This is a genomic window from Janthinobacterium sp. SUN100 (assembly GCF_030397705.1).
GTDB lineage: Bacteria > Pseudomonadota > Gammaproteobacteria > Burkholderiales > Burkholderiaceae_D > Janthinobacterium > Janthinobacterium kumbetense.
Genome location: NZ_JAPUBU010000006.1, coordinates 88,078 through 111,242, shown reverse-complemented (window position 1 = coordinate 111,242; position 23,165 = coordinate 88,078). Strand labels below are relative to the sequence as shown.

Annotated in this window: 18 protein-coding genes and 1 riboswitch; of the genes, 5 read left to right on the top strand and 13 right to left on the bottom strand. The window is 63.1% G+C overall.

Annotated features, from left to right (window positions below; translation table 11 throughout):
• Positions 1-26: 26 nt before the first annotated feature.
• A riboswitch (TPP riboswitch) is annotated at positions 27-142 on the bottom strand.
• Between the two features lie 108 nt (positions 143-250).
• The 4 genes from O0881_RS26110 to O0881_RS26095 are packed head-to-tail and all read right to left on the bottom strand — an operon-like array spanning position 251 to position 4,073.
• On the bottom strand, positions 251-505 hold the full coding sequence (locus O0881_RS26110; protein WP_077399591.1) for a hypothetical protein: 255 nt from the start codon (positions 503-505) through the stop codon (positions 251-253).
• Positions 506-543: 38 nt separating this feature from the next.
• Entirely contained in the window at positions 544-1,350 is an 807-nt protein-coding gene (locus tag O0881_RS26105; RefSeq protein WP_289906797.1) for a response regulator, read from the bottom strand.
• Between the two features lie 28 nt (positions 1,351-1,378).
• On the bottom strand, positions 1,379-3,283 hold the full coding sequence (locus O0881_RS26100; RefSeq protein ID WP_289913599.1) for an ATP-binding protein: 1,905 nt from the start codon (positions 3,281-3,283) through the stop codon (positions 1,379-1,381).
• A 49-nt stretch (positions 3,284-3,332) separates the two neighbouring features.
• Positions 3,333-4,073: a Crp/Fnr family transcriptional regulator gene (locus tag O0881_RS26095; RefSeq protein ID WP_099665503.1), complete on the bottom strand. Its 741-nt coding sequence runs from the start codon at positions 4,071-4,073 to the stop codon at positions 3,333-3,335.
• Between the two features lie 237 nt (positions 4,074-4,310).
• Between O0881_RS26095 and O0881_RS26090 the strand changes: the two genes are divergently transcribed.
• Positions 4,311-6,395, top strand: a complete 2,085-nt coding sequence (locus tag O0881_RS26090) for an EAL domain-containing protein (protein ID WP_289913598.1) — start codon at positions 4,311-4,313, stop codon at positions 6,393-6,395.
• Here the strand turns inward: O0881_RS26090 and O0881_RS26085 are convergent.
• Positions 6,392-7,471, bottom strand: a complete 1,080-nt coding sequence (locus O0881_RS26085; protein ID WP_289913597.1) for a porin — start codon at positions 7,469-7,471, stop codon at positions 6,392-6,394. The genes O0881_RS26090 and O0881_RS26085 overlap by 4 nt on opposite strands.
• 539 nt (positions 7,472-8,010) lie before the next feature.
• Entirely contained in the window at positions 8,011-10,365 is a 2,355-nt protein-coding gene (locus tag O0881_RS26080) for an ankyrin repeat domain-containing protein (RefSeq protein ID WP_289913596.1), read from the bottom strand.
• Between the two features lie 170 nt (positions 10,366-10,535).
• On the opposite strand from O0881_RS26080, the gene O0881_RS26075 reads away from it, so the two are divergent.
• The 4 genes from O0881_RS26075 (at position 10,536) to O0881_RS26060 (ending at position 17,131) form a co-directional block, all read left to right on the top strand.
• A complete protein-coding gene (locus tag O0881_RS26075) occupies positions 10,536-13,343 on the top strand; it encodes a valine--tRNA ligase (protein WP_289913595.1) in 2,808 nt (935 codons plus the stop codon).
• A 114-nt stretch (positions 13,344-13,457) separates the two neighbouring features.
• A complete protein-coding gene (locus O0881_RS26070; protein WP_099665508.1) occupies positions 13,458-13,925 on the top strand; it encodes a DUF2147 domain-containing protein in 468 nt (155 codons plus the stop codon).
• Between the two features lie 274 nt (positions 13,926-14,199).
• Positions 14,200-15,975, top strand: a complete 1,776-nt coding sequence (locus O0881_RS26065; RefSeq protein WP_289913594.1) for an ice-binding family protein — start codon at positions 14,200-14,202, stop codon at positions 15,973-15,975.
• A 13-nt stretch (positions 15,976-15,988) separates the two neighbouring features.
• On the top strand, positions 15,989-17,131 hold the full coding sequence (locus tag O0881_RS26060; RefSeq protein WP_289913593.1) for an OmpA family protein: 1,143 nt from the start codon (positions 15,989-15,991) through the stop codon (positions 17,129-17,131).
• Positions 17,132-17,186: 55 nt separating this feature from the next.
• Here O0881_RS26060 and O0881_RS26055 read toward each other — a convergent pair whose 3' ends face one another.
• The 7 genes from O0881_RS26055 to dusB form a co-directional block, all read right to left on the bottom strand.
• Complete coding sequence (locus O0881_RS26055) at positions 17,187-17,645, bottom strand: YaiI/YqxD family protein (RefSeq protein WP_099668247.1); 459 nt, start codon at positions 17,643-17,645, stop codon at positions 17,187-17,189.
• Positions 17,646-17,677: 32 nt separating this feature from the next.
• The gene (gene ruvB, locus O0881_RS26050) at positions 17,678-18,733 is read right to left on the bottom strand and encodes a Holliday junction branch migration DNA helicase RuvB (protein WP_034749202.1); all 1,056 of its coding nucleotides are present in this window, start codon (positions 18,731-18,733) and stop codon (positions 17,678-17,680) included.
• A gap of 6 nt (positions 18,734-18,739) precedes the next feature.
• Positions 18,740-19,318 (bottom strand): Holliday junction branch migration protein RuvA, encoded by a 579-nt coding sequence (ruvA, locus tag O0881_RS26045; RefSeq protein WP_034784779.1) that lies wholly within the window; start codon positions 19,316-19,318, stop codon positions 18,740-18,742.
• Positions 19,319-19,362: 44 nt separating this feature from the next.
• Positions 19,363-19,902 carry a crossover junction endodeoxyribonuclease RuvC gene (ruvC, locus tag O0881_RS26040; protein ID WP_289913592.1) on the bottom strand — a complete coding sequence of 180 codons (540 nt, stop codon included), beginning with the start codon at positions 19,900-19,902 and terminating at the stop codon, positions 19,363-19,365.
• A gap of 99 nt (positions 19,903-20,001) precedes the next feature.
• Complete coding sequence (gene purH / locus O0881_RS26035) at positions 20,002-21,588, bottom strand: bifunctional phosphoribosylaminoimidazolecarboxamide formyltransferase/IMP cyclohydrolase (RefSeq protein WP_289913591.1); 1,587 nt, start codon at positions 21,586-21,588, stop codon at positions 20,002-20,004.
• Positions 21,589-21,690: 102 nt separating this feature from the next.
• A complete protein-coding gene (locus O0881_RS26030; RefSeq protein ID WP_008445162.1) occupies positions 21,691-21,924 on the bottom strand; it encodes a helix-turn-helix domain-containing protein in 234 nt (77 codons plus the stop codon).
• Between the two features lie 170 nt (positions 21,925-22,094).
• Complete coding sequence (gene dusB / locus O0881_RS26025) at positions 22,095-23,147, bottom strand: tRNA dihydrouridine synthase DusB (RefSeq protein ID WP_289913590.1); 1,053 nt, start codon at positions 23,145-23,147, stop codon at positions 22,095-22,097.
• Positions 23,148-23,165 lie beyond the last annotated feature (18 nt).

Sequence of the window (23,165 nt, the reverse complement as noted above, 5' to 3'; positions counted from 1 at the left end):
GAATTGCGCACGCGGAAAGGCGGGGTGCAGTCATCCTAAAGCTTCCCTTCGCTGGCATTATCCAGATCAGGTTCGGAGGGTATTTCTCACCCGCGCTTGCACCGTGTTTCCACAGCGAAAGGCAGGACCCCTAGCGTTTGCCGCCTTGCGGCAGCGAGCCAATTATACGCGGTTCGCGCCGCGTGGCCAGATGATTTCTTGCAGGTGTCGTCTTTGCGCATCTGCTGCATTGCAACAGACGCCAGCGCGCTTATTTCTTCTTGCCCCAGCGCCAGCTGGTCGGTTCGCCCTTCAGCTGGCAGATGAAAATGAGCACGGCAACGATGGCCACTTCATAGACGATGTAGCCGACCAGCATGGTTTGCGGGGGGAACAGGAAGGCGCCGCAGGCGAACAGCGCCAGCGCGGCCAGGAACACCAGCCAGCCTTGCCAGGTGATGGGCAAGCCCCAGCCCCAGCCATAGGTCTTGGCGGGGAACCAGTAGGAGGGAGATTTGTCGGTCATGATTTTTCCTGGTCTGTATCGATGGCGCCCAGTATAAATCAGGCACTGCGATGGCGCTCCGTGACATCGAGGCCGATGCCGCGGTAGCCGATGAAACGGCTGCCCGTGTCGAACATCGGTTCGCCGCTCACCTGCAGGTATTGCGTGCTGCCGTCGAGGTTGGCGCGGCTGTAGATAAAGTCGAGAAACGGTTCCCTTGCGGCAATCTTGGCGTCGAGCGAGGCGCGTTCGGCCGCGTTCCAACGCTGCGGCTCTTCCTCGCTGCCGATACCCAGCATTTCAGCCACGGGGCCGGAAAAGCGCGTCAAGTTGCCCTGCGCATCCTGTTCCCAGTACCAGTCGGACGACAGTTCCGTGAAGCGCTGGAAGCGCGCTTCGCTTTCGCGCAACTCCGCCGTGCGCACTTCCACCATCTGTTCCAGCGACTTGTTGTATTCGGCCAGCTTCTGGTACAGCAATCGCACTTCCAGCATGTTGTGGATGCGCGTCTTGACTTCCACCAGGTCGAAGGGCTTGCTGACGAAATCCTTGGCGCCCGCCTGCAGCGCGCGCAGCTTGTGGCCCGGCTGGGCCGTGATGACCAGCACGGGCAGATAGCTGCCCGCCTCGAGGTCGCGCAAGCCTTCCATGACTTCAAAACCATCCATTTCCGGCATCTGCAAGTCGAGCAGGATCAGGTCGTAGCGGTGCTGCTGGTGCAGCGCGCGCACGGCTTGCGGGTCCATGGTGGAGGTGATGCGCGTATAGCCGGCATTGCGCAGCACCTGTTCCAGCAGCATGACGTTGGCCTCCTGGTCATCGACGATGAGGATGCTGGCGTTCAGGATCTCGGTGGCTTGAAGCATAGCGGTATTCCTAAAAATAAATGCTGAATTAGCGTACTGCATGAGTGTCGTCGGCCAGGCCGTGCGCGGCCGCATGGTGCAGGGCCACGTCGAGCGCATCCATGAATTCGACGACCTTGATCGGCTTGGTCAGGTAACGGAAGAAGCCCGCTTCCAGGCCTTTTTCGATGTCGCGCGGCACGGCGTTGGCCGACAGGGCCATCACGGGAATGTGTTTCGTGAGCGGATCGTCGTGCAGGATATGCAGGGCGCCATAGCCGCTGATGCCGGGCAGGTTGATATCCATCAAGATCACGTCCGGCTGATACGTGCGCGCCAGGTCGATGCCCAGGTGCGCATCGATGGCCGTCAGCAGCTTCAAGTCGCTGCGGCGGGCGATCAATTGCTCCACCAGCGCCAGGTTGGCGGGATTGTCTTCCACGTACAGCAAGGTGCGCTGGCTTTCCTGCGCCTCCTGCGCCTGCGGCAGCGCATCGCCGTCGCCCAGCATCAGTGCCGGCGCGCTGCTGGCGGCCAGCTCGAACCAGAAGGTGGCACCCACGCCGACCGTGCTGTCGACGCCGATGGTGCCGCCCATCAATTCAATCAGCTGCTTGGTGACGACGAGGCCGATGCCCGTGCCCTCTTCCGTGCTGTTTTCCTGTCCCAGGCGGTTGAAGGGCTGGAACAGCTGCGCCACCTGCCCCGCATCGAGGCCGGCGCCGCTGTCGCGCACGCTGACGCGCACCTTGGCGCCGCGCTGGCTGCAGTCGACGGTGACGGAACCGCCGCCCTGGTTGTATTTGATGGCGTTCGACAACAGGTTGATCATCACCTGTTTCACGCGCGTGCGGTCCGCATGCACGAAGTAGGCTTCGCCGCAGCGGGGGAAATGCAGGCTGATGCCCCGCTTTTCCGCCTGCGGCGCGATCATCGCCTGGCAATCCTGCAGCACGTCGAGCAGGGACATCGCTTCCTGCGACAACGTCACCTTGCCCGATTCGATCATGGCCAGGTCGAGGATTTCATTGATCAAACGCAAGAGATACCAGCCGCCCTTGAGGATCTGCTCGATCGAGCGCTGCTGCGGCACGGTGGGCGGCGGCACGTCGGACGCCATCAGTTGCGCAAAGCCCAGCACGGCATTCAGCGGCGTGCGCAATTCGTGGCTCATGCTCGACAGGAATTCGGACTTGGCGCGGTTGGCCTTTTCCGCCACCAGGCGCGCCTTCTTCAGCTCGGCATTGTTGGTCTCGACGAGCGAGCGCGTGTACGCCTGCTGTTCGCGCAGGCGCTGGTCCAGCAGCGCCTGTTCCGCCTCGACCTGCTTGCGTGCCGTATTGTCGGTGCCGATCAGCAAGTAGCCGATGACCTTGCTCTGCGCATCGCGCAAGGCCGTCACGGAAACGATGGCGGGGAAGCGGCTGCCATCGTTGCGGATGTAGGTCAGTTCATAGATGTCTTCGATGCCGCGCGTGGCCTTGAAGACGAGCGCTTCCACGCCCGGCGTGATGACGGTGTCGAGTTCGGCGCTGAGGGCGGCCGCGCGCGCGACGATTTCTTGCGCGTCGGAAATGCCGGCCGGCGTCAGCTTGTCGACCACGTCGCTCGCCGCATAACCGAGCATGCGTTCGGCGCCCACATTGAAAATCTGGATCACGCCCTGCGCATCGGTGGCGATGCACGAGAAATTGGCGCTGTTGAAAATCGCATCCTGCAAGGCGCCCGCCTTGAGCAGCTGGCGCGGCAGGCTGGCCGCCACTGTGCGCCGGTACAGCGCCACGAGCAGCATCAGCAGCAAGAAGACCAGCGCGTCGATGACGCAAGCCGTCTCGAACGGCGCGCGCCAGGCCAGTACGCCGACGGCCAGCAGCGCGACGGCGCTGAAGGAAAACGCCAGCGCCATGGGCCAGCGCGACGGTGCGCGCGGGGGAATGTTTTCGACAGATTGCATGAGGTAGCCCGGGCTATGACAACGATAAGAATACGAGGCAGTGCGGTCTTCAGGAAGACTGGCGCTGGCGCACGTCCGACAGCAGGCGCGCAAATTCCTTTTTGACCACGCCATAGCATTCGCACACATGGCCTTCGAGGCCGGCGCGGTCCAGCACGGAAATATGGCCGCGCCGGTAGCTGATGAAGCCGCGCTGCTGCAGGCGCCCGGCCGCTTCCGTCACGCCTTCGCGGCGCACGCCCAGCATGTTGGCAATCAACTCCTGCGTCATCGTCAGCTCGCGGTTCGGCAAGCGGTCCATGGTCAGCAGCAGCCAGCGGCACAGCTGCTGCTCCACCGTATGGTGGCGGTTGCACACGGCCGTCTGCGACATTTGCGTGATCAGCGCCTGCGTATAGCGCAGCAGCAAGCGCATGACGGGACCGGCGCGGTCGAACTCTTCCATCAGCAAATGGGCCTTCAGCCGGTAGCCGACGCCGCCCGTCTGCACGACGGCGCGGCTCGGCGTCGAGTTGCCGCCCATAAACAGCGACACGCCCACGACGCCTTCATTGCCGACACCGGCAATTTCCGACGAACCGCCATTTTCCAACAGGTAATGAATGGAAACGATGGCCGTGGTGGGGAAATACACATGCTGCAGCTTGTCGCCCGAATCGTAGATCACGTCGCCGAGCAGCATCGACACTTGCTCCAGGTACGGGGCCAGGCGCGCGAAATCGGCGTCGAGCATGGCGGCGAGCAAATGGTTTTGATTCGGGTTGTGCAGCTGGGCATGCGGACTCGACATGGGCAGGTTTCCTGGTTTCCAGTCGTCAGCTAGGGGATCGATGAAAGGCGTCCGAACGAGGGCCGCCATGTGGTGCAGCGTAACACAGCGCTGGCACGGTGCCCCGACTATATTTCTTGCCGGCATGGCCGTCCGTTCGGTAGCGAACGGACGGTATTTCGCCGCCCGCCCTACAGTCAGTCACTGCCCGGCCTGCCTGATCATGGATCGGCACCGGCGCTGCCACGGGACGTCACCATGCAATCATTCTTCAAGCGCATCTCCATTTCCGTTTCCACCTCGGCCCTGCTCACCCTGGCGTTCGGACTGTGTCTGACGGCCCTGTGCTACGCCTCGGCGCGCCAGATCGAGTCGGAAAGCACCCGGCTGCTGCTGCAGTACCACGCCAGCGCGCACACCCTGGGCGCCGCCCTGCTGCCGGCCAAAGGCATGGGCCTGGACGCCAACCACCGCGGCTCGCTGTACGTGCTGCTGGGCGGTCTGCTGTCGAGCCTGCTGGCGGCCGCGTATGTGTATCAGCTGGTGTCGCGCAATTCCGTGATTGCCCGCATCACGGGCGAACGCACGGCGGCGCTGCAGTTTGCCAATTTGCGCCTGTCCGAAGACATCGCCGCGCGCATGCACAATGAAAAGTCGCTGCGGCTGCGCGAACGCATCATCGAAGTGTCGGCCAATGCCATCATCCTGTGCAGCGCCGACGCGCCCGGCTACCTGATCGAATACGTGAACCCCGCCTTCGAACGCATCACCGACTATGCGGCCGGCGAAGTCATCGGCCAGCGTCTGGAAGACTTGCAAGGTCCGGAGCAAGGGCGGCAAGACATGCACGCCATTACGGCGGCCCTGCGCGAACAGCGCGAAGGCAAGGCCATCGTGCGCAATTTCCGCAAGGATGGCAGCTGCTACTGGAGCGAGCTGTTCGTCGCTCCCGTGCGCGACGATGGCGATGGCCCCGTCAGCCACTTTGTCGTAGCGCAATACGACATCAGCACCGTCATGCGTTTCGAACAGGAACTGGAATTTCAGGCCAGGCACGATATCCTGACGGGCCTGGCCAACCGGGCCCTGCTGCGCGAAAGGCTGGAGCAGGCGATGGCCGTGACGCGGCGCAGCGGCCTGCCCCTGTGGGTGGTTTTCATCGACCTCGACCGCTTTAAATTCGTCAACGATACCCTGGGCCACGATGCGGGCGACCTGGTCCTGAAAAGCGTGGCCGAGCGCCTGCGCGACGCGACGCGCGAAGTCGACACCGTGGCGCGCCTGGGCGGCGACGAATTCGTGCTGTTGTTGCCCCAGCATGGCAATGGCGAACCGGGCGTGGCCATCCTGCAGCGCATCCAGGACGCCGTGACGCAACCGTTGCAACTGGGCGAATATGAATTTTTCCTCAGCTGCTGCATGGGCGTGGCCGTGTATCCCGACGATGGCGACGATGCCGACACCCTGATCAAACACGCCGACATCGCCATGTACCGCGCGAAGGAACAGGGACGGGGCCACTGGCAATTCTATGCCGCGAGCATGAATACGGGCACACTGGAACGGCTGGGACTGGAGAGCGAGTTGCGCCACGCCCTGGAGCGGGGGCAATTCCACCTCGAATACCAGCCCCAGCTGGATCTGGCCAGCGGCACGGTGGTGGGCATGGAAGCGCTGCTGCGCTGGACCCACCCGCAGCTGGGACGGATTCCGCCGGCCAGCTTCATCGGCCTGGCCGAGGAAATGGGCTTGATCACGCCCATCGGCGACTGGGTGCTGCGCACGGCATGCGCCCAGGCGCGTGCCTGGCAGCTGGCCGGCCATGGCCCGCTGCGCCTGGCCGTCAATCTGTCGGCGAGGCAATTCAAGCAAAAGAACCTGCTGCACGCGGTGGCGCAGGCGCTGGCGGACACGGGACTCGATGCAGCCCACCTGGAACTGGAATTGACGGAAAGCATGGTCATGCATGACGTGGAACAAGCCACGGTCATCATGGCCAAGCTGAAGGGACTGGGCGTGCAACTGTCCATCGATGACTTCGGCACCGGCTACTCCAGCCTGGCCTACCTGCGCCATTTCCCCATCGACGTATTGAAAATCGACAAAACCTTCGTCAGCGACATCACGCACAGTGACGATGACGCGGCCATCGTGCGCGCCATCATTTCGCTGGCGCACAGCCTGCGCCTGAAAGTGATCGCCGAAGGCGTGGAAACGGCGCAGCAGCTGGACTTCCTGCGCCAGCACGGCTGCGACCAGATGCAAGGCTATTTGTTCAGCCGCCCCCTGGCCGCCGCCGCTTTCGAGACATTGCTGCTCGAAGGCAACATGCTGCCCGCTTAAAACGCGTGCCGCAAGCCGATGTTGAAGGCGCGGTTGCCGCTGCCCACTTCGGTTGCATTGCCCACCATGTAGGCGGCGTCGTTGCGGTTGCGGATATGCGCGTAGGCAACATACACCTTGCTGCGCTTGGACAAGGCATACGTGGCGCCGATGGCCAGCTGCTGCGCGTCGCGGTTGGCCGCATCGCGGTCATCCTTGCGCACATACGAGGCCAGCAGGGTCGTCGCGCCCAGCGGCACGGAGACGCCGACGATGGCGTCGCGGCTGTCGGTGGACTGGGCCGGCGCCTGCGCCGCGCCGTACGGATTTTCCGCAAAGAACATGCTGCTGCCATCGCCCGTGTTGCGGCCATAGCCGGCAAACGCCGTGGCCACGCCAAAGTTGTAATTACCGGCCAGAATGGTGTTATTCACGTCGGCCTTGCCCGGCTCGCCGGCACGGCTCTGGCGCGCCAGGCGCAAGGTCAGGGGGCCGTTGACATAACCCAATGCCAGGCCCAGCGAACGTTGATCTGCCGCAATCCCCGTGTGCTCGCCTGCACCATACATGACGGTGCCCGTCACGCCGCGCCATTCCGGCGAGGTGTAGCGCACGGTATTGTCGATGCGCGTGGCCGAATAGCCGGCCAGGTTGGTCGCCGCGCCGGCCAGGCCGCCCTCGAACGGGTCGGCCACGTCGGTCAGTGCCTGGCTTTGCAGGTTGTACTGGCGGCCCACGGTCAGCATGCCCAACGGGCTGTCGATGCCGACAAACGCCTGGCGGCCGAACAATTGCCCCGCCTGGTCGGAGCGGCCCGAGTCGCTCAGGACGCCCGCTTCCAGGGTGAACACGGCGTGCAAGCCATTGCCCAGGGATTCCGTACCGCGCAAGCCCAGGCGCGAGCCGGCCGATACGCCGCTGGTGAGCTTGCTGACGCCGCCTTCCTGCACCAGGCCCGCATCCATCAAGCCATACATGGTGACTGACGACGGGGTCACTGACGACGGGCCGGTGGACGACTGGGCGTGGGCGGCGGGCAAGGCGCCCAGGGTGGCGATGGTCGAAACGAGGCCGACACTGATCGAGAGTTTTTTCATGCTGGTTTCCTTGTAAAGGCAAAACCGGGAAAGCGCGCGGCCATGGCGCGGCCACAGGCGTCAAGGCGCGCCGTAGTTACATGCCGTATCGAAAGACGACGGGCCAGATAACAACATTCCTGGCTAAGCTGTGGCGGCGCGGCCGATAAAGACGATGGCGCGCGGTATTCCGCCGTGAATGGTGCACCGCTGGCGGTGCGCGTGGCTCAGGCGCCCGGCCCGAAGGGGACGCGCTGAAGGTGGCTGGCATCGCGGATGCGCTGGCCTTGAGACGCGGGCGCGTGTTGGATATGAAACGTTGATACAACCGCGTCTGCAGGCGCCGTCCGCAAGGATGAGGCAGGAGGCGCCGAGGCCGGCATTATAGCATCGGCAGCGCCTTGATCCCCGTTCTGTTGCAGTAAAACGACTCGCCAGGCCGCCAAAACACAGCGCTGTCGCCGCCCAAGGCGGCGCATGCCGGTCACCAGGCGAACGCTATTGCGGCGGCAGGCTGGCGGCCTTGTCCCTGCCTTGTGCAGCGGTGCGGCTGCCGGATGCTAGCGCGCCGCGGCAGCCGCCCGCAACGCGGCCAGCACGGCTTTGTTTTCCGACGTCGACGCCCGTTGCTGCGCCATCTTCAACACGGAAATCCCCCCGGCCTGCGGATCGGCGCCCAGGCCCAGCAGCAGCTTGACCATCGCCGCGTCGCCATTTTCGACGGCCGCCAGCAAGGGCGGAAGATAGCCGTCGCTGACGACGGGCGCGCCCATCGCGGCCAGGCGGGTGACCCAGTCTGGCCGCTGGCTGCGCACGGCATGCCACAGCAGCGTCTCCTTTTCCAGGCGCCGCGAATCGAGCGCCGCCCCCTGTCCCTTGTAAGACTCTTCGGCGGCGGGGCCGACTTGCTGCCATGGCATGCCGGGCACCACCAGTTGGCGCAGCACGTCTTCGGACGCCGGTTGATGGTTGTACATGGCGCGCATCGCGGCATCGAGCCAGCGGTCCTTGCCCTTCGCGTCATGCCGGGGCACGCGCTGCTTGAGCCAATCGAGCACGCCGGCGTTGCCCGCTTCGGCGGCATAGGCGTACAGCGACTTGTCCTGCTCATCAATATTCGGCGTGGTGCCGGTGGCCAGCATTTTGTCGAGCACTTCAGTGCCGCGCGTCAGGCGCAGCAAGCGCCCCCATGTCAACGAATCGGCCAGCGGCCGTTCGGCTGGCTGCGCAGCCCCGCCTTTCTTGGCTTTTTTCTCTGCCAGATACTGATCTACCAGTAAATATGGCCGGCCCGCGCCTGCGTCGAGCAAGGCGATCATGCTGGCCGTCCGTTCATTCGCGTCGATCAATTCCGGCAAGATGCCCGCATCCTCCTGCTGCAAGGCGTATTCCAGCGGCGCCATCGTTTGGTTTTCGCCGCCGTATTGCCGCGCATCGGCGCCATGGGCCAGCAACAGGCGCACCATCGCGGCATTGCCATACAGGGCAGCCAGATGCAGGGGTGCGGCGTGGTACAGCGTATCGCCTTCGCCGAGCGGCACGCCGCGTTGCAACAGCAGCGTCATCATGCGCAGCTTGGTGGGCAACAGCGCGGCGTGCCGCTCACGCAGCGCCTGGCGGCGGGCCGGCTCCGACGCTTGCGCCAGTCGCTCCTGATCGTCGTCCCGCCACGTTTGCGCCTTCAGCCATGCCGCTTCGGCTTTGAACATGCCGGATGGGGGCAAGATCAAATAGTTCAGCAAGGGAAGCCTGTCGATCGCATAGTTGCCCGGCTCGGCGACACCGGCAAGCAGCTTGCCGAAGGCCGCTTCATCGCCCTCTCTGGCAGCCTTGAACAGCGCCGTCACCTCTGGCGTCGGCGGCAGCTTGTTGCGTGCCTCGTGCACATAATTGATCAAGCGTTCCATGCCGTGCACGGAGACCTGCGGCAATGGCATGCCCACCTTCCATGCCCGCGCCAGCTGATCCGCCTCGGCGTGTTGCGCCGCATTCAATTTCTTTGCCCAGCGGGCCACGACGTCGCCGGCCTCCGCCGCGCCGCCCGCCGCCGCCAACTGGCTCAGCATGGAAGCGAGCACATAGTCCTGCGGCACGCCCGCCTCCTCTCCATACAGAACAGCCAGCTGCAACTGGGCCTTGGCACTGCCGCTTTCGGCGGCCTTGCGCAGCCAGCGGGCGGCCTGCGGTTCATCCAGGCCGCCCGTGCCTTTCCAGCACAGCAAGCCCAATTGGTAGGCGGCTTCCATGTCGCCGCCCTCGGCGGCGCGGCGGTACCAGTCCTGCGGCGAACGCTGTCCCGTCAGCGACATCGCCGGTAAGGGTGCGCCCCGCTTCCAGCCGGCAGCCAGGCGCACGGCTTCGTCGACCTGGTCCGGCGACATCCTGTCACGCTGCGCCGGCAGGGACTTCTCCATCGCGGCCGCGCCGCTCCACTCCTTGTCTTGCTGCGCCAGCAGGTTGAGCGCGTACGACAGCACCCGGTCGACCGGCCCTCCTTCACCCCGTTCATGCATTTGCGCCAGTTCCTGCAGCGGCTTGCCGTCACCCTGCGCGGCCATGACGCCCAGCCAGGGCCGCGCGCGCGCGGGATTGCGCATGCGGCCCGGCGCGTATGCATACATGAAAACCAGCGCCTTCTGCGCGGCGCGATCGCCCCCCTTGGCCGCCAGCAGATACCAGCGCTCGGCTTCGGCCTCGCTGCGCGCCACGTCCCGGCATCCTTGCTCGCCCAGGTAGATATCGGCGAGGACTTTTTGCGCCTCGACATCGCCACCTTGCGCCGGTCCGCTCAATTGCCTCACGGCCTCGCTGCAGCGCCCGGCCTGGAAAGCCGCCACCCCTTCCGGAACGCCGGCGCATGCGCCGCCGGCAGCCAATCCGACGCCGAGCACGGCCAATTGCCACATTTTTTTCATGATAGTCTGGGCTTTCAAGTAATGTTGCAAATATGATAGCTTAGAAAAAATACAATGAAGCAATATTGCTCAATCGTGCGCGGCTTTTCGGCGCATCCAGGGCCGCTATTTGCTGCGCATGCTTTATGCACCCCTTATAATGGTTCCTTTTGCCAATCACACGCCAAATCATGGAATTAGCCAAGTCTTTCGAGCCCGCCGACATTGAACAATTCTGGCGCACCGAGTGGGAACAGCGCGGTTACTTCACCGCCACCCTCGATGCCGGAAAACCTTCCTTCAGCATCCAGTTGCCGCCGCCGAACGTCACCGGCACCCTGCACATGGGCCATGCGTTCAACCAGACCATCATGGATGGCCTGACCCGCTACCACCGCATGCTGGGCCACAACACGGCCTGGATTCCCGGCACCGACCACGCGGGCATCGCCACGCAAATCGTCGTGCAACGCCAGCTGGACGCACAAAAGATTTCGCGCCATGACCTGGGCCGCGAGAAATTCGTGGAAAAAGTGTGGGAATGGAAAGAAAAATCCGGTTCCATCATCACCGGCCAGATGCGCCGCCTGGGCGCGTCGGCCGACTGGCAGCGCGAATACTTCACGATGGATGAACCGCGCTCGAAAGTCGTCACCGACGTCTTCGTGCGCCTGTTCGAGCAAGGCTTGATCTACCGCGGCAAGCGCCTCGTCAACTGGGACCCCGTGCTGGGCACGGCTGTCTCGGACCTGGAAGTGGTGTCCGAGGAAGAAGACGGTTCCATGTGGTACATCAAATACCCGCTGGCCGATGGCAGCGGCTTCCTGACGGTGGCGACGACCCGTCCTGAAACCATGCTGGGCGACGTGGCCGTGGCCGTCGATCCGACGGACGAGCGCTACACGGCGCTGGTGGGCAAGATGCTGAAACTGCCGCTGACGGACCGCGAAATCCCCATCATCGCCGACGAATACGTCGACAAGGAATTCGGCACGGGCTGCGTGAAGATTACGCCTGCGCACGACATGAACGATTACGCCGTGGGCCAACGCCACAAGCTGGCGCAAATCGTCATCCTGACCCTGGACGCGAAGATCACGGACGATGCGCCGGCAGCGTACCGCGGCATGGACCGCTTCGCCGCGCGCAAGCAGATCGTCGCCGACCTGGACGCGCAAGGCTTGCTGGAGCAAGTCAAGCCCCACAAGCTGATGGTGCCGCGCGGCGACCGCACGGGCGTCGTCATCGAGCCGATGCTGACGGACCAGTGGTTTGTCGCCATGAGCAAGCCGGCCCCGGAAGGCACTTTCTTCCCCGGCAAGTCGATCGCGGAAACGGCGCTGGACAAGGTCGCCAACGGCGAAATCAAGTTCGTGCCGGAAAACTGGAGCACTACCTACAACCAGTGGCTCAACAACATCCAGGACTGGTGCATCTCGCGCCAACTGTGGTGGGGCCATCAAATCCCGGCGTGGTACGACGACGCCGGCAATATCTTTGTTGCGAAAACGCAAGCCGAAGCGGAAGCCAAGGCGCTGGCCGCCGGCAGCACGGGCCCGCTGAAACGCGACGACGACGTGCTTGACACGTGGTTCTCGTCGGCGCTGGTGCCGTTCTCGACCATGGGTTGGCCTGAAGAAACCCCGGACATGAAGGCCTTCCTGCCGTCGTCCGTGCTGGTGACGGGTTTCGACATCATCTTCTTCTGGGTCGCGCGCATGGTCATGATGACGGCGCACTTCACGGGCAAGGTGCCGTTTGAAACCGTCTACGTGCACGGCCTCGTGCGCGATTCGACAGGGCAGAAGATGTCCAAGTCGAAGGGCAACACCCTGGACCCGATCGACTTGATCGACGGCATCGACCTGGAAGGCTTGATCGTCAAGCGCACCACGGGCCTGATGAACCCGCGCGACGCGGAAAAGATCACCAAGGCCACGCGCAAGGAATTCCCGGAAGGCATTTCGGCCTACGGCACGGACGCCGTGCGCTTCACCATGGCCAGCTATGCATCGCTGGGCCGCAACATCAATTTCGACCTGGGCCGCTGCGAAGGCTACCGCAACTTCTGCAACAAGATGTGGAACGCCACCCGTTTCGTCATGATGAACACGGAAGGCAAGGATTGCACGGCGAACGACGTTGATCTGTCGCAAGCAGACAAGTGGATTATTTCCCTGCTGCAAAAAGCGGAACTGGACGTGGCCAAGGGCTTCGAAGACTTCCGTTTCGACAATATCGCCGCATCGATCTACAAATTCGTGTGGGACGAGTATTGCGACTGGTACCTGGAAGTCGCCAAGGTGCAAGTACAGCAAGGTACGGAAGGCCAGCAGCGCGCCACCCGCCACACCCTGCTGCGCGTGCTGGAAGTGGTGCTGCGCCTGGCCCATCCGATCATTCCGTTCGTCACGGAAGCGTTGTGGCAAACGGTGGCGCCGCTGGCCGGCAAGACGCTCAAGCCAGAGGGCGATTCGATCATGATGCAGCCGTATCCGATCGCCAACACCGACAAGATCGACGAGTCGGCCGAAGCGTGGATGCTGCAGCTGAAAGCCTTGACGGATGCCACGCGCAACCTGCGCGGCGAAATGCAGATCTCGCCATCCGTGCGCGTGCCGCTGATCGTCGAGGCAGGCAATGCCAGCGAGAAAGAAGCGCTGGCGTCGTACGCACCGTACATCCAGTCGCTGGGCAAGCTGGCCGAAGTGCAGATCGTCGATGCGTTGCCGGACTCGCCTGCGGCCGTCGCCATCGTCGGCACTACCAAGCTGATGCTGAAAGTGGAAATCGACGTGGCTGCCGAACGCGAGCGCCTGGGCAAGGAAATCGCCCGCATCGAAGCGGAAATTGCCAAGGTCAACAGCAAATTGGGCAATGAAAGTTTCGTCGCGCGCGCCCCTGCCGCCATCGTTGCGCAAGAAAACGAGCGTTTGCTCAGTTTTTCGGCGACAATTGAAAAACTGCGCGAACAGTTTGCTAAACTAGCCAGCGCATAAGGCAAGTTTGGAAAGATTGCGCGGCGTCATCCGTGACGCCGCGCAGGATGGCTGGTCTTGCCTTGGTATATACACTGTTCGTGACCCGATCAAAAAAACCATTGGAGACTAGCAATGCATAAAATTTTCAAAGCAAGCGTCACAGCAAGCATCATGATGGCCGCCCTGGCCATCGCCGGCAGCGCCGCCGCGCGCGACGGCAACTACACCCCCGTCGGCACGTGGAAAACCATCGACGACGCCAGCGGCAAGCCGAAATCCCTCGTCGTCATCACGGAAAGCAACGGCGTCTTGCAAGGCAAGATCGAAAAGCTGTTCCGTGGCCCGAATGAAGAGCAAAATCCCAAGTGCGACAAATGCACGGGCGCCAACAAGGACCAGCCCATCATCGGCCTGGTGATCCTGTCCGGCCTGAAATATGACGGCAAGGAATGGACGGGCGGCGAAATCACGGACCCGGCCAGCGGCAAGGTCTACAAGAGCAAGGCCGAGCTGATCGAAGGCGGCACCAAGCTGCAAGTGCGCGGCTATGTCGGCGTGCCGATGTTTGGCCGCTCGCAAACATGGGTGCGCGAAGAGTAATCAACGCACGCCCTGCCCTGATGAAGCCGGCCCTGCGCCGGCTTTTTTGTGCCCCCTTGCGGCAAACCTGTTGTTTTCCAGGCCAAATTCCTCGCATTCCCGCGTATTTCCACGTGCGGGCAAGCTATGCGCGCCACCGAACATACTTGAAATTTCCTAAATGAAATAGTGCATGCCTGTGACGCCATCGCCCTGTAGCGAAAGGCGGCATGGCTCTGCCGGATGACCCCATCCGCGGATGCCCGGCAATGACTGCCATGCACAAAGGAACTATATGAATCTCTTCAAGCGATATCTGACCCCGCTGCTCGTCTCGGCAGGTTTGTTGGCCATGACCGCCCTCGCCGGCTGCGGCGGCGGCGACCAGGGGCGCGATCCCATCCTCGGCTTGCCGGGCGCCACCCTGTCCAGCCTGGCAGTCACGCCCGCCACGGCCACGGTCGCCATCGGTGCGGGCCAGCAATTCACGGCCATCGCCACGTACAGCGACGGCTCCGCGCAAGACGTCAGCGCCAAGTCGGCCTGGACGTCGGCCACGCCGGCCAATGCCACCGTCAATGCCGCCACGGGCTTGAGCACCGGCATTGCTGCCGGCACCTCGGCTATCGCAGCCGCGTTCGGCGGCAAGAGCGCGGCGGCCCAGTTGACCGTCTCGCCCGCCACCCTGACGGCCATCGCCATCACGCCGCTCGCGCCATCGATCGCCATCAGCGCAACGCAGCAATTCACGGTGAGCGGCAGCTTCAGCGATGGCGCCACGCGCGACGTCACGGCCGTCTCGACCTTTGCCTCGGCCAGTCCCGCCACGGCCAGCATCGCCGCCACCGGCCTGGCCCTGGGCAAAGTTGCCGGCACGACGCAGATCACGGCCACCACGGGCACGCTCACGGCCAGCACCGTGCTGACCGTCACGCCAGCGACCTTGCTGGCTATCGCCGTCACGCCGCAAAACCCCATCATCCCCGTCGCCGCGACGCGCCAGCTGGCCGTCCTTGCCACGTATTCGGATGGCAGCACCGCCGACGTCACGGCCGGCAGCAGCTTCGTTGCCGCCACGCCCGCTTTCGCCAGTGTCGCCAGCAATGGCCTCGTCACCGGCGTTGCCTTTGGTAGCAGCGTCATGAATGCCAGCTTCAACGGCAAGACGGCCAGCACCACCGTCACCGTGCCTGCCGCCACCATCGTCAGCATCGCCGTCACGCCGGCCACCGCCAGCATCGCGGTCGGCACCCAGCAACAATTCATTGCCACGGCAACGTATTCGGACAGCTCGAACGCCATCATCACCAATAGCGCCGCCTGGACCTCGGGCACCGTCGCCAATGCCACGGTATTGAACACGGGCGTCGCCACGGGCATCGCCGCCGGCACCAGCAATATCACGGCCACGGCCGGCGGCCAGTCGGGCAGCGCGCTGCTGACCGTCACCGCCGTCGCCATCCCGCCCGTCCTGAACCCGATCATCCTGGGCCGCGCGGCGCCATTCGGCGTGCTGGCCGGCACTTCGATCACGAACAATTCGGGCGGTACCACCCTGATCACAGGCGACGTCGGCGCGCCGTCGCAAACGGTCGACCCGACCCAGGCGGCAGGTTTTACCAACTACAAGTCGGGCGCCATCCTGGCCGGCGCCATGACGGATTTGCAAGCGGCGATCACGGACGGCAACAGCCGCACTTGCGACGTCAGCTTTGCCGGCGGCATCGACCTGGGCGGCCAGACCTTCGGCCCCGGCGTGTATTGCTATGCGGGCGCCATCAGCATCACGGGTACCTTGACCCTGAACGGCCCCGGCGTGTATATCTTCCGCACGGCGCTGACGCTCGATTCGACCGTCAATTCGGTGGTGGCCCTGAACAATGGCGCCACGGCCGACAACGTCAGCTGGCTGCCCGTCGGCCCGACCACCCTGGCCGCGAACAGCGTCTTCAAGGGCAATATCCTGGGCCAGTCGGCAGCGATCACGGTGGGCGACAACACGACCCTGCTCAACGGCCGCGTGCTGACGGCTGCCGCCGTTACCCTGCGCAACAACCAGATCACCAAATAATCAGGACATGACCATGACTATCGCACACACACTGGGCGCCCTGAGCGTGATGACGGCCTCGCTGCTGGCAGCGCAAGCGGCGCAGGCGCAGGACAACACTTTCATCAACCCGGACTGGGCCAACAGCGCCTGGTACCTCGGCGCGGGCGTGGGCCAGTCGCGCGCCACCATCGACGAACCGCGTCTGCGCGCCAGCCTGGCCGCCAACGGCGAAACCGTCACCGGTTTTGCCAAGGACGAGCGCGACACGGGCTATAAATTGTTTGTCGGCCGGCAACTGAACCAGTATGTCGCCGTGGAAGCGGGCTACTTTGACCTGGGCAAGTTCGATTTCCAGTCGACTACCAGCGGCAACGGCGTGCTGAACGGACAAGCGGGCTTTCGCGGCGTGAACCTGGACTTGCTGGGCCAGTTGCCGCTGTCGCAGCGCCTGTCCCTGCTGGGCCGGGTCGGCATGCACTACACCAAGACGAATACGGAGTTCAGCGGCAACCGCCTGCTGGGTTCGGCCAACACGCATGCCAGCGAGCGCAAACTCAACGCCAAGCTGGGCCTGGGCCTGGAATACAAGTTCAGCGAAGCGCTGGCCCTGCGCGGCGAAGTCGAGCGCTATCGCTTGAACGACGCCGTCGGCAACCGCGGCGATGCGGACCTGTATTCCGTCAGCCTCGTGTATAAACTGGGCCGCCCGGCCAGCGCCACGCCCGCCTACCAGCCGGCGCCGCAAGTGGCATTGCCGCCCATCAGCGAAACCATACCGGCCCCCGTGGCCGAGGTAAAGCCGGCACCCGTCTCGGAAAAAGTATCATTTGCCGCGGAAGCGCTGTTTGATTTCGATCAATCGACGCTCAAGCCGCAAGGCAAGGCGGCGCTGGACCAGTTGCTGGGCCAGTTGAATGGCATGGACCTGGAAGTCATCGTCACGGTGGGCCATACGGATGCCGTCGGTCCGGACGCCTACAACCAGAAACTGTCGCAGCGCCGCGCCGAAGCCGTCAAGGCTTACCTGGTGGCGCAAGGCGTGGAAACGAACCGCGTCTACACGGAAGGCAAGGGAGAAACGCAGCCCGTGGCCGACAACACGAGCGCCGCCGGGCGCGCCAAGAACCGCCGCGTGACGGTGGAAGTGGTGGGCACGCGAAAAGTTTCACGCTAAGTTTCACGCACATGTAAAAAAACCGGCTTGCGCCGGTTTTTTTTCGCCTGCCGCTTTACGCCGGCTTGCGGTGATGCTTGCTCAAATGCCGGTCCAGGCTGTTGGCGAACTGTTGCCGGTCCGACTGGCTGAAGGCGGCCGGGCCGCCCGTGTCGACGCCGCCGCTGCGCAATTCTTCCATGAAGGCGCGCATCGTCAGTTGCTGGGCGATATTGTCCTTCGTGTAAAACTCGCCACGCGGGTTCAGCGCAAAACCGCCCTTCGTCAGCACGTCGGCGGCCAGCGGGATGTCGCCCGTGATGACGAGGTCGCCGGGATTCAACAGCCGCACGATTTCCTGGTCCGCCACGTCGGCGCCGGACGGCACTTGCACGGTGCGGATGAAACGCGAAGGCGGCACGCGCAAGCCCTGGTTGGCCACCAGGGTGAGCGGCAACTCCAGGCGGTCGGCGACTCTGTACAAAATTTCCTTGATGACGACAGGACAGGCATCGGCGTCGATCCAGATCTGCATGCCCGGCGCAGTCTGTTGGCTGCCTTCCGCCATCACAATTCCCACGCTTCGCCGCCGGGACCCATGCGCGGCGCGCTGACGCCGAAGTGCAGGTACGCGGCCGGCGTGGCGACACGGCCACGGGGCGTGCGCTGCAGGAAACCTTGCTGTATCAGGTACGGTTCCAGCACATCTTCGATGGTATCGGCCGCTTCGCCGATGGCTGCCGCCAGATTCCCAATACCGACGGGGCCGCCGCCGAACTTGAACAGCACGGCTTCGAGCAGCTTGCGGTCCATCACGTCGAAACCGGCGGAATCGACGTCGAGCATGGCCAGCGCGCGGTCGGCCACCACCTTGGTGATCTCGCCATTGCTTTTGACTTCCGCGAAGTCGCGCACGCGGCGCAGCAGGCGGTTGGCGATGCGGGGCGTGCCGCGCGCGCGCTGGGCGATTTCGTGCGCACCTTCCGGATCGATGGGCGCCTTCAGCAAGGCGGCGCTGCGCGTGACGATCTTCGTCAACTCGCCCGTGTTGTAGAACTCCAGGCGGGCGACGATACCGAAGCGGTCGCGCAGCGGATTGGTCAGCATGCCGGCGCGCGTGGTGGCGCCCACTAATGTAAACGGTTGCAGATCGAGTTTCACGGAACGGGCGGCCGGGCCTTCGCCGATCATGATATCGATTTGATAATCCTCAAGCGCCGGATACAAAATCTCTTCCACGACAGGCGACAGGCGGTGGATTTCATCGATGAACAGGACGTCGTTCGCTTCCAGGTTCGTCAGGATCGCCGCCAGGTCGCCCGGACGCTCCAGCACGGGGCCGGAGGTCTGGCGCAGGTTGACGCCCATTTCGCGCGCGATGATGTGCGCCAGGGTCGTCTTGCCCAAGCCAGGCGGGCCGAACAACAAAGTGTGGTCGAGCGCTTCCTTGCGCTGGCGCGCGGCCGTAATAAAAATTTCCAGCTGGTCGCGGATCTTTTCCTGCCCTACGTATTCATCGAGTTGCTTCGGGCGCAAGGCCCGTTCGATGGCCTCTTCGTTGTGCGAAATGGGCGCCGCATCGATGATGCGCTGTTCCGTGAAGCTGTCGGTCTGGATGCTCATGCCCTATCAGCCTTTCGACAGCGCTTTCAGCGCCAGTTTGATGCCGTCGGACACACCGCTGCCAGCCGGCACGTTTTTCACGGCCGCCAGCGCTTCCTTGTCCGAATAGCCGAGCGCGACCAGCGCGTTGAGGATGTCCGATTGGGCGTCCGGCGCCGCATGCGCGCCCAGCGGGCCAAGATCGGCACCGATCTTGCCCTTCAATTCCAGTAATAAACGTTCGGCCGTCTTCTTGCCGATGCCCGGCACTTTCACGAGGCGGCCGGAATCCTGCAGGGTAATGGCTTGGGCCAGGTCGGCAATCGTCATGCCGGACAAAATCGACAGGGCCATGCGCGCGCCCACGCCCGTGATCTTGATCAACTGGCGGAATACGGCCCGCTCGGCCGCATTGCCGAAACCAAACAGCAAATGCGCATCTTCGCGGATGGCCTGGTGCGTGAACAGCACGACTTTTTCACCCACGTGGGGCAAGTTATAAAAAGTGCTCATCGGCACGTCGACTTCATAGCCGACGCCCTGGCAATCGACCAGCAATTGTGGCGGATTCTTTTCAAGCAAAATACCGGAGAGACGGCCTATCATCGCGTGTTCCTAATGTTGTGTATATATATATGAGGGCCATGCAGCTATCCCACTAAACGGCCGCGCTTCATGCGCAGCCCCTGCAGCTGGGGCGCCAGCGCGCCGAGCATGGCCAGCGCATCGATGCTGTTGGCATGGCAAATGGCCACGCCCAGGGCATCGGCCGCATCCGTGCCGGGCAAGCCGGGCAAGGACAGCAGGCGCGACACCATTTCCTGCACCTGCTCCTTGGCCGCCTTGCCGTGGCCCGTGACGGCCTGTTTCACTTGCAGCGCCGTGTATTCGGCCACCGACAGGTCGGCGTTGACGAGCGCGCAGATGGCCGCGCCACGCGCCTGGCCCAGCAGCAAGGTCGATTGGGGATTGACGTTGACAAACACTTTTTCGATGGCCGCGCAATCGGGCTGGTAGGTGCCGACGATTTCGCCCACGCCTTGCAGGATGACCTTCAGGCGCGGCGGCAATTCCCCTTCGGAACCCGTCTTGACGGTACCCGACGCGATATAGCGCAGCTTGTTGCCGTGTTTTTCAATGACCCCAAAGCCGGTCGTGCGCAGGCCAGGATCGATGCCAAGAATAATCATCGCCAGATTCTATAATGAATACGGCAGGCACCGGTGAATAACCGGTGCCTGCCGCTGAGTTACTGCCAGCCGGGGTATTGAATCCCGGCCTGTTCCAGATCAATGACGGAAGTGACGGGTTCCGGTATACAACATGACAACGCCGCGCTCGTCCGCCGCATCGATCACTTCCTGGTCGCGCATGGAGCCGCCCGGGTGGATGACGCAGGTCGCGCCCGCGTCGACGACGACGTCGAGGCCGTCGCGGAACGGGAAGAAGGCGTCCGACGCCACCACGGAACCGGTCAGGCTCAGGCCGGCGTTTTGCGCCTTGATGGACGCGATGCGGGCCGAGTCGATACGGCTCATCTGGCCTGCGCCCACGCCCAGGGTCATGTTATTGCCGCAGAAGACGATGGCGTTCGACTTGACGAATTTCGCCACTTTCCAGGCGAACATCAGGTCGGCCAATTGCTGCGGCGTTGGCTGCAGCTTGCTGACCACGCGCAAGTCGGCGATACCGACGTTTTTCGCGTCCGGCGATTGCACCAGCAAGCCGCCACCGACGCGCTTGAAGTCCATGGCGTGCACGCCGCCGCCCAGCGGAATTTCCAGCATGCGCACGTTTTGCTTGCTCGACAGAATCTGTTTCGCTTCGGCGGAGAACGATGGAGCGATCAGCACTTCGACGAACAGCTTGGCGATTTCGCCGGCGGTGGCGCCGTCGAGTTCGGTATTAAACGCGATGATGCCGCCGAATGCCGAGGTCGGGTCCGTCTGCAGGGCGCGCGCATACGCTTCCGCCGCATTCTTGCCCAGGGCGACGCCGCATGGGTTCGCATGCTTGACGATGACGCAAGCGGCGCTTTGCTCGAAGCCGCCCATGCTCTTCACGCATTCCCAGGCCGCATCCGCATCGGCGATGTTGTTGTACGACAATTCCTTGCCTTGCAGCTGGCGGTAGTTGGCCAGCGCGCCATCGGTGGCGACCAGGTCACGGTAGAAGGCGGCGCTCTGGTGCGGGTTTTCACCGTAGCGCATGTCTTGCACTTTCTCAAATGCAACGTTGAGGATTTGCGGGTAGGCGCCGCGCTCGGCGTGCACTTTCGTCGGGCCCAGGCTGGTCAGGTAATTGGTGATGGCGCCATCGTATTGCGCCGTGTGCGCAAAGACTTTTTTCGCCAGCATGAACTTGGTGTCGTAGCTGACGTCGCCGGCCTTGCCGTCGGCCGAGCGCATTTCCGCCAGCACGGCGTCGTAGTCGCTCGGGTCGCAGATGACGACCACGTCCTTGTGGTTCTTGGCCGCCGAACGCAGCATGGTCGGGCCGCCGATATCGATGTTCTCGATCGCGTCTTCCAGGGTGCAATCGGCCTTGGCGACCGTGCCCTGGAACGGGTACAGGTTGACCACCACCATGTCGATGGTCGGCATGTCGTGCTCGACCAGCTTCGACATGTGCTCAGGGAAATCGCGGCGCGCCAGGATACCGCCGTGCACTTTCGGGTGCAGGGTCTTCACACGGCCATCGAGCATCTCCGGGAAACCCGTGTAATCGGCAACTTCCGTGACGGGAACACCGTTGTCTGCCAGCAATTTTGCGGTACCGCCCGTGGACAGGAGGTTGACGCCGAGGGCGGACAGGGCGCGGGCGAATTCGAGAACGCCGGTCTTGTCGGAAACGGAGAGGAGAGCTTGTTTGATCATGGCTGTGGCTAGGTGGTTAAGTGTTCTTGGCGAATGGCGCCGCTCAGTCGTCTGGCTGAGGCGGCGGCGGATTCAAATCTTGGCGTCACTTGCATGCCGGCATTACAGCAAACCGTGCTCCTGCAATTTCTTGCGCAGGGTATTGCGGTTGATGCCCAGCATCTGCGCGGCGTGCGACTGGTTGCCATCGGCGCGTGTCATCACGACTTCCAGGATGGGCTTTTCCACGGTCAGCACGACCATGTCATAGATATTCGATGCTTGCTGTTCGCCCAGGTCATTGAAGTAATCTTCTAGACTTTTCTGTACGACTTCCTGAATGCTTTCTTTGCTCATTTGTATGCTTCAACCGGCTAAACACCTGGCTATCCGGTGCCGCGTCGCTCATGCGGTCCGCGTGCTGCCCTCTTGCCTCGGTGTTGTAATTAATATTGCATGACGCTCTGTATATAGGCGCTCGCCCTTGTACTGCTGGTCACTGATTTATGCTGCTTGTTGCTATCTGCTCATGCTGCCGTGGCCGCAGGTTCGATCACATCGATCAGGCCACCTTCACTGGATTCGGAGAGGCGGTATTGTAACCGTTCGCCAAATTTCCATTGCGACTCAAAAAATTGATCGACGGCCAGCAACTGCGCTTCCGTCGACTCCAGCAAGTTCATTTGCTGTCGGAACGCTTCGCCGCCTTCCAGATCCTTGACATACCAGCCGATGTGCTTGCGCGCCGTGCGCACGCCGAGAAATTCCCCATAAAACGCGTAATGGGCGCGCAAATGCTCATCCATCAGGGTGCGGACTTCATCCACGTAAGGCGCCGGCAACAAGGTGCCGGTGCGCAAAAAATGGTCGATTTCACGACAAATCCACGGCCGGCCCTGCGCCGCGCGGCCGATCATGACAGCATCGGCGCCAGTTTGATCCAGCACAAAGCGGGCCTTCTCAGGACTGGTAATGTCGCCGTTGGCCACCACGGGAATGCCCACCGATGCTTTCACGGCGGCAATAGTTTCATATTCGGCATCGCCCTTGTAGCCATCGGCGCGGGTGCGGCCGTGCAGGGTCAGCATCTGGATGCCGGCTTGCTCGGCGATGCGGGCGATTTTCAGGGCATTCTTGTTTTCGCGGTTCCAGCCCGTGCGAAATTTCAGGGTGACGGGCACGTCGACGGCGTTGACGACGGCGTGCAAGATCTTTTCGACCAGGCTTTCGTTTTGCAACAAGGCCGAACCGCACCAGCTGTTGCACACCTTTTTGACGGGGCAACCCATGTTGATGTCGATGATCTGCGCGCCCCGGTCCACGTTGAACTTGGCGCAGTCGGCCAGGTCTTGCGGATCGGCGCCGGCGATCTGCACGGCCTTCGGCTCCATTTCGCCTGCATGGTCCGTGCGGCGCGAGCTTTTTTCCGTCGCCCACAGGCGCGGATTCGACGCCGCCATCTCCGACACGGCGTAACCGGCGCCCAACTGCTTGCACAACTGGCGGAAAGGCCGATCCGTCACGCCCGCCATGGGAGCGACGAAAACGTTGTTACGCAGAATGTGAGGGCCGATTTGCACTGAAGAACCTGGAATGGA